This is a genomic window from Bacteroides sp. L10-4 (assembly GCF_013373675.1).
Lineage (GTDB): Bacteria > Bacteroidota > Bacteroidia > Bacteroidales > Bacteroidaceae > Bacteroides > Bacteroides muris.
Genome location: NZ_JABXJH010000054.1, coordinates 20,900 through 28,413 on the forward strand (window position 1 = coordinate 20,900; position 7,514 = coordinate 28,413).

Below are 7,514 nucleotides of genomic sequence, written 5' to 3' on the forward strand. Positions count from 1 at the left end.
CATAATTTCCAAAGGAAAATATCATTAATAGACTTATTTTTAATGAGAACGGACATAAAAAAAGGATTATTACAAGTTGTTACACCTATAATAATCCGTTCTGTATACAAATTTTCTATAAGTTACCAACCAAGATTGGAGAAGCCGGCAGATTTATACCACTCTGTGGAACGATAAGCGACTGCAGCCGACTGGTGGGAAGATGAAGGGATGTAATGGGAAACACCGCTGGAACCTTCCATAGAGAACATACCGGTAGAACCAGAACAATTCTTAGGAGTAGTCTGCCAATAGGGAACAGCAAGATCATATGCCTGTTTCCAAGCAGCAAATCCGGAAGCATCCGTCAGCTGCTGCATCAGTTCCACAAAATCGTAATAACCGACATGCATTGAGCGTTGATCGTAATCAAAGACGATGGAACGTAGCTCGTCGCTATCGGTATTATCGGACAAGACTTGCTTGGTGATGCTTGCTAAGGGTTCCAGTTCTGAACTTTTTAACACGCAAACAGATACACCAGCATTCCAAGGGTCATTCTGAATCCATTGTCCCAAATAAATTTCTTTGTAGGGGGTGTAATAAGCGGCAGCTACCTTCAATGCCACTTCACCATCCGAGAACAGTGCAGGAACAAGCACATCATAGCGTGCACCCGGTCCGGGAATTTCCGTGGGCGAGCCAATGTAGTAATCGGTAAAGCTGCGCAAGGCATAAGCCACTTCGATGGACTGCATAAAGCAGGCATCGAACAAGACAAAATCAAAATGAGGAACAGCATCAGCAGACAATATTGTAACCAAATCTTCAATATTCATGTAATGAGTGCCAGAACCTGTGTCTTGCCCCACCCATTTGGTAGAAGGAAGCGGATTAGGAATCCAACCATCTCCATGCGACCAATAAATCAGACCATAGCTTTCGGCTCTGTAGTCAGAGTTTTTAAAGACGTCATCAAACACTTCCAGTGTCTCAGCCACACCTACGGAGTTGCGGGAGTCGTAGGTCTTTACTGTAGTTTCAATCAACTTCCCGCCCTCATTTTTTAGTTCAATAAGACGCGGTGAAGAATTGGAATCTATATATACCAGCAAATGCACGTTGTTAGCGCTCACTTTCTCCATACCCAACCTCATCTCCTCCAAATCTGCCAGTGCAAAGTCGGACAAACTATTATCCGAAGCCAGATAGGCCAGTACCGTGCGGCTACCAGCAACGGGAGGTTCCGGTATGGGATCCTCGTTTTCGCATGCTGTCAGCAAAACCGAGCAGCACATCCACAATAGTAGAAAGAGTCTGGATTTCATCATATGTATATCCCCTAAATTATTCATGCGGTTTTGTAAATGCAAAAGCCTCGGGCTTCACTACCTGCAAAACCATATTCTTACTCTTCTTATACTTGCCTTTTACCTTTACAGCCTCTTTTTCCAACTTTTTCTTGTTTTCAGAGAAATAAATCATGCAAGTATAATCAGGTTTCTTCAGATTGTACTCCAGATAGTTCTTAAGCTGGTAAGTGTATAAATCACGCTTGGGCAAGAATCCATTCTTATCCAGCTCTACGCTGTCCAATACCTGGATGTCTGTATAATATACGATGGAATCATTGAAAGAAGCCGCCACCCCAAAAGCATATACAGCCTTTTCCTTATCTTTCATTGTAAAAGCCGAACACAACGCAAAAACCAAAGCTACGGCACAAAGTATACGAACGTATTTCATTGAGTTATGAGTTATAAGTTATGAATTATCAATGGGACAAAGATATAAAAAAAACCGCACGCCTACTAAAGACGTACGGTTTTTAATTCCTTCTATTTGTCGGAAACTGATATTTCTTATTTATCCCAAATAAGATTTGAGCAATTTACTACGATTACTTTGTCTTAATCTTCTGATTGCTTTTTCCTTAATCTGACGCACACGCTCACGGGTCAAGCCGAATTTGTCGCCGATTTCTTCTAATGTCATTTCCTGCTGTCCGATACCGAAAAACATCTGTATGATTTCTTTTTCCCTATCGGTTAACGTAGAAAGAGCTCTATCAATTTCCCTCGCAAGAGACTCGTTCACCAAAGAGCGGTCGGCCATAGGGGAGTCGTCGTTGACCAACACATCGAGCAAGCTGTTGTCCTCTCCCTCTACGAAAGGTGCATCTACCGAGATATGACGGCCGGACACCTTCAGTGTATCAGAGATTTTGTCAACAGGGATTTCCAATTCATCGGCAAGCTCTTCGGGAGACGGACGACGTTCGTTTTCCTGCTCGAACTTGGAGAAGGCCTTGCTGATTTTATTCAGCGAACCCACCTGGTTCAACGGAAGACGCACAATACGCGACTGCTCTGCCAAAGCCTGCAGAATGGACTGACGTATCCACCATACTGCATAACTGATGAACTTGAAACCACGTGTTTCATCGAACTTTTCGGCGGCCTTAATCAGTCCTAAATTGCCTTCGTTAATCAAGTCGGGCAAGCTCAAACCTTGGTTCTGGTACTGCTTGGCCACAGATACAACGAAACGCAGATTGGCACGTGTCAATTTCTCCAATGCAACACGGTCACCCTTGCGGATGCGCTGAGCGAGCTCCACTTCCTCTTCAACAGTAATGAGGTCCTCGCGACCGATTTCCTGCAAATACTTATCAAGAGAAGCGCTCTCTCTGTTAGTGATACTTTTGGTAATTTTAAGTTGTCTCATTCTTATAATACAGATTTGGGTTGCAAAGGTACGACAAATTATTTTGTTACAATAATTTCATCCTAACTTTTTCACCTTATTTATATCTTATCCTATATAACAAAAAGAATGCCGGTATGTATTGTACCGGCACCCCCTTTTTCGCTATTGTTAGCTAATATTACAATCTTCTTACCAAACTATCCCTATTCTTTATTCTTGGGTCAAATCAACGGCATACATTGCACGCTTTCCTGACGGGAACATACCGGTGATGAACAAACCTTGTTCAGGAGACTTTCTTGCCTCTTTCATCGCCTTTTCCAAATCATCCACCGTCTTCATCGACACTCCGTTGGCCTTCAGAATGATGAATCCCTTACGGATACCAGCATCGGCCATCTTGCCATTGGTAACACCGGTAACTTCCAACCCGTAACCCAGGTTCAACTGCTTTTTCAGCTCGGAAGACACGGGCTTAAAGGCTGCACCCAGGATTTCCATTCCGGCATCCTTCACTACCTTCGTAGTGCCTTGCTCATTCTTCAGCGTGATTTCGAATACCTTTTCCTTCTTGTCACGAACCACCGTTACCTTCACCTTGTCGCCCGGACGGTGTTTTGCCAGCATTTCCTGCAAATCCGAGAACTTGTGAATCTTCTTGCCATTCAATGCTATGATTACATCGTTTTCCTTCAAGACGCCGGCAGCGGAACCACCTTCAACAACTTCGGCCACATAGACACCCTCTTTCACGCCAAGTTCGTCGGCCTTCTTCTTCAGCTCTTCAGTCCAGCGTTCGTCCATCTGCAAGTCTGTGCTCAAATCACTACCCTTAATGCCAAGGAGAGCGCGCTGCACGGTACCAAACTGTTTCAAGTCGGCTACCACCTTTGTCATAATGCTGGTAGGAATGGCAAAACCATAACCGGAATAAGCACCCGTGGGTGAGTAGAGCATGGCATTGATGCCAACCAGCTCGCCTTTGGCATTCACCAACGCACCACCACTATTACCTTGGTTGATGGCAGCATCGGTCTGAATGAAGGACTGAATGTTTGCAGCTTGCCCGTTGGAGGTGGAAGAGCCAATGGAGCGGGCTTTTGCACTGACGATACCGGCTGTTACGGTAGAGTTCAGGTTGAAGGGGTTGCCTACAGCCAATACCCATTCTCCCACCTTCAACTGGTCGGAGTCACCAACCGGAATTGTCGGGAAATCATCCCCTTCAATCTTAATCAATGCTAAGTCCGTGCTGGGGTCAGTACCGATGATGCGTCCCTTCAGCTCACGGTCGTCATTCAGTTTCACGGTGATTTCATCAGCACCTTCCACCACGTGATTATTCGTCACAATATATCCGTCTTTGGATATGATGACACCCGAACCGAAACCTACACGCGGCTGGGTCTGTATCTGGCGCTGGCGTCCACGACCGTCTCCAAAGAAGAAGTCAAAAATATCCGGCTGTTCTTGCACCGTCTGAGTCTTACTCAGCTGAGTGGCACGTATATGCACTACAGCATGGAGCGAGCTCTCCGCTGCTTGTGTCAAATCCACAGGCTGGGCATCCGTTGCATGAAAAGCTGCCGGCAGCAGATTATTCGGGTTCTGCTGAAACAACTCGCTGAATGCGGCAGGCTTTTCCTTATTCAGCATTTTATAAGTGGTCAATCCAGCCACTCCAGAGCTCAGGAGCACGATAGCTGCAACTCCAAGGATGTTTTTTGTTGTCTGTTTCATACTATTTTTCCTATTATTTAAATTGTTAATATCTGAGTTTTGTTTAACATTACGACGTTAAAATAACGACAAAAAACGTTCAGTTATTCCGCTTGTCGCTCTTTTTTGTTCTCTTTTAACAGAGAATATTTAGGGCTTAACAGCGGTTAACGGCAAAGACTGACAAATTAGCATTTATGTACGATTGCCGACTGTTAAAGAACTGACAGATAGGGCATAAAAAGACGCATCATCCGTTTCGTCCGAAACGGATGATGTATTGGGGGTAAACAGATGATGCGTCTATGCCAAACAGATGATGCGTTCGGGTTGAACGCATCATCTGTTTTTAGAGGGCAGATATTGCCTCAATAATTCAAGTAATCAATATCCATGTGGTAGTCCCATTGCGGAAAGTAGAGGTTGCCTCCCTCCCACTCCACCTCGCCACGCTGGAAGTCGACCGTCTCGCTACGGGGATACTGTTTTTCGGGCTGTAACGGCATGCCGTAATCGGTGTTCACAATCATGCGCCAAGAGTCAATACCTCCCAGGAAGAAATATTCCTCGTCGGCATTGCGGGCAAAGGCAGGAATGCCGAATGACTGGTCGACGGGCACCCAACCCACACCTTCAAAGTAGATTTCCGCCCAATCGTGCAGATTCCACGCGCGGGGATGCATCATGAAGCCGCTCTGGAAATGTGCGGGAATGCCACTGATGCGGCAAAGCGTAATAAACAGTAGACTGACTTGGCCGCAGTCTCCGTGACGGTTGTCCAATACATATTCCGGGATATTCTCAATGGTGGAATATTCGCGTGCAGAGGCCCACGGGAAGTTGTCATTCACCCACCGGAAGATGCGTTTTGCCTTCAGGTAGGGATTGGATTCACCAGCTGTCAATTTGGCAGCAAGTTCGCGCAAGCGCGGAGAAAAGACGATATGCTTCTCACGCTCGGCAGTATATTCCTTATAAAGGGAGGTCGTCGTATCATAGGGGTGCACGTCGTCAGGCTTCAGATTATGCCATTCACCGTTGGCAGTAAACTCAAAGGTTTCGGAGAATACGGTCGGCTCGCCTTCGACAGCGCGTTTCTCCATGTACAATGTGCTGTGACGACACTCGGGCGAGGAAAAGGTGTACTGCGGTTCGCTGGCCGAAATGAATTTCACATCCTGCTGCCGGGCCTGGTCCTGACGGGGATAGGGCAACCAGCAACGGATGATTTTCCCGGCAGGCACGGCATTGGTATCCACGGTCAACGTGTAGGTAACGCGCATGCGCTTAGGCGCAACAATGACCTCGCCCTCCTTCTTCACAGCAGAAATAATTTCGGGCAGGTTCTCCATATTCACTTTCTCGCTGCCACTTGGCGAAGTGCCTTCCTTGGCCATCTTGATGTCATAGCAAGTGGAGTCCACACGAAACAGGTTAGGCCCGGCATTGCGGAAATAGCGTTTCTCTCCATCCAGCACCATGCACTCCAAAGCTTTGGAGGCTTCCCACTGACGCATCTGCTCATCGGTCACGTCGGGAATATACTTGCGGATATAGTCCTTCACCTGGAATTCCGTCATACAGAAATCAGTAAGCAGACGTTGGTGCAGGTCGTCCTCCCAATTATAGGGCTTGCTCTCGGGCTTCGTGCTGCATGCAGAAGCCATCACAAACAGAGCAACGGTATACAATAGCTTTCTCATGACTTCACCACTCCAATACCCGGCAAATCAGGCAACGTTATCTTACCTTTCACAACTTCCATACCTTTGAAACGGTCGTTCGCTATCAGCAGGCTGCCGTCCAAGTCGGCAAAGTCCACCGCCGGAGAGAATTGGGAGGCAGCGGTAATGGCACAAGAGGTCTCGGTCATACAACCCACCATCACTTTCATGTCCAATGCACGTGCCAAAGTCACCATCTTCCAGGCTTCGCGCATGCCGGTACACTTCATCAACTTGATGTTGATGCCCGTAAAGGCCCCCTTCAAATCTGCCACATCCTTCAGACGCTGGATGGACTCATCGGCAAATATGGGCAACGGGCTTTGCTGGGTGACCCATGCAATATCGTCCAGTTGTTCCTTGGGCATCGGTTGCTCTATCATGACAATTCCTTTTTCGTGCAGCCAATGTATCATATCGAGCGCATGATGTTTGTCTTTCCAGCCTTGATTGGCATCAATGGCAATCGGAAGGTCTGTCACTGAACGGATTGTCTCTATCATTTCCTTGTCGTTCTCCCGCCCCAGCTTCACTTTAAGGATATTGAACCGGTCGGCACACTCTTTCGTCTTTTCACGCACCACGTCGGCCGTATCAATGCCGATGGTGAAGGTTGTAGAGGGAGTCTTCTCCTTGTCCAACCCCCATATCTTATACCAGGGAGCTTGCAGCAGCTTGCCCACAAGGTCGTGCAAGGCGATATCCACAGCGGTTTTAGCAGCAGAATCCCCTGCCGAGAGACTGTCTATATAAGCCAGTATATCTTCCAACTGAAAAGGGTCTGAGAATTGGCCGATGACATCCTGTACCTTCTTCAGAAAAGCCAATACACTGTCCATTGTGCCTAGTTCGTGTTGCAGGTACGGGGGCATGGAGGCTTCACCATAACCGATAATACCGTCATATTCTATCTCGACCTGAACGTCGGGAGTGGTAGTACGCGAATGGGTGGCCACTGTAAAGACATGGCGCAATTTCAGTTCATACGGGAAGAAACGCAATTTCATCTTGGGTGTTACACCTGCCCTGCTGTTCACGTTGAACAAGGAAGGAGCACCATTTCCTCCGGCAAATACATGACTGATTGCCATGCCTGAGCCGATTGCGGCAAAAGCGGCGGTTTTCAGGAAATCTCTTCTGTTTGACATAATAGTTGAAAATTGAAAGTTGAAAGCCTACTCTGGAAAGCTAAAGCAGAACCTTACAGTTCCAAACGTCAACTTTACACAGCCTAACTATCAACTAAATTATTATTTATTTAAGTTTCGCAAGTCAGCATGAAAGTTTATAAGAGGGTATAAAAGAAGGCATAGAGTTTTCTGTATATCGCAGAAAATGAGTATCTTTAAAGTGGTCAAACAAAATAATACTCAACTCTATGCC

General features: G+C 46.6%; 6 protein-coding genes. All 6 read right to left on the minus strand.

Annotation, left to right across the window (positions count from 1 at the left end):
* Window positions 1-122: 122 nt before the first annotated feature.
* Entirely contained in the window at window positions 123-1,307 is a 1,185-nt protein-coding gene (locus HU824_RS15635; RefSeq protein ID WP_176469328.1) for a clostripain-related cysteine peptidase, read from the minus strand.
* Window positions 1,308-1,326: 19 nt separating this feature from the next.
* Window positions 1,327-1,725, minus strand: coding sequence for a hypothetical protein (locus HU824_RS15640; protein WP_176469325.1), 399 nt, complete (start codon window positions 1,723-1,725; stop codon window positions 1,327-1,329).
* 120 nt (window positions 1,726-1,845) lie between these two features.
* Window positions 1,846-2,706, minus strand: a complete 861-nt coding sequence (locus HU824_RS15645) for an RNA polymerase sigma factor RpoD/SigA (RefSeq protein WP_002561589.1) — start codon at window positions 2,704-2,706, stop codon at window positions 1,846-1,848.
* 192 nt (window positions 2,707-2,898) lie between these two features.
* Window positions 2,899-4,428: a Do family serine endopeptidase gene (locus HU824_RS15650; protein ID WP_136010649.1), complete on the minus strand. Its 1,530-nt coding sequence runs from the start codon at window positions 4,426-4,428 to the stop codon at window positions 2,899-2,901.
* 347 nt (window positions 4,429-4,775) lie between these two features.
* Window positions 4,776-6,110 carry a transglutaminase family protein gene (locus tag HU824_RS15655; RefSeq protein ID WP_176469326.1) on the minus strand — a complete coding sequence of 445 codons (1,335 nt, stop codon included), beginning with the start codon at window positions 6,108-6,110 and terminating at the stop codon, window positions 4,776-4,778.
* Window positions 6,107-7,279, minus strand: a complete 1,173-nt coding sequence (locus tag HU824_RS15660; RefSeq protein WP_176469327.1) for a dipeptide epimerase — start codon at window positions 7,277-7,279, stop codon at window positions 6,107-6,109. The genes HU824_RS15655 and HU824_RS15660 overlap by 4 nt, the downstream gene beginning before the upstream one ends.
* Between the last annotated feature and the right edge of the window lie 235 nt (window positions 7,280-7,514).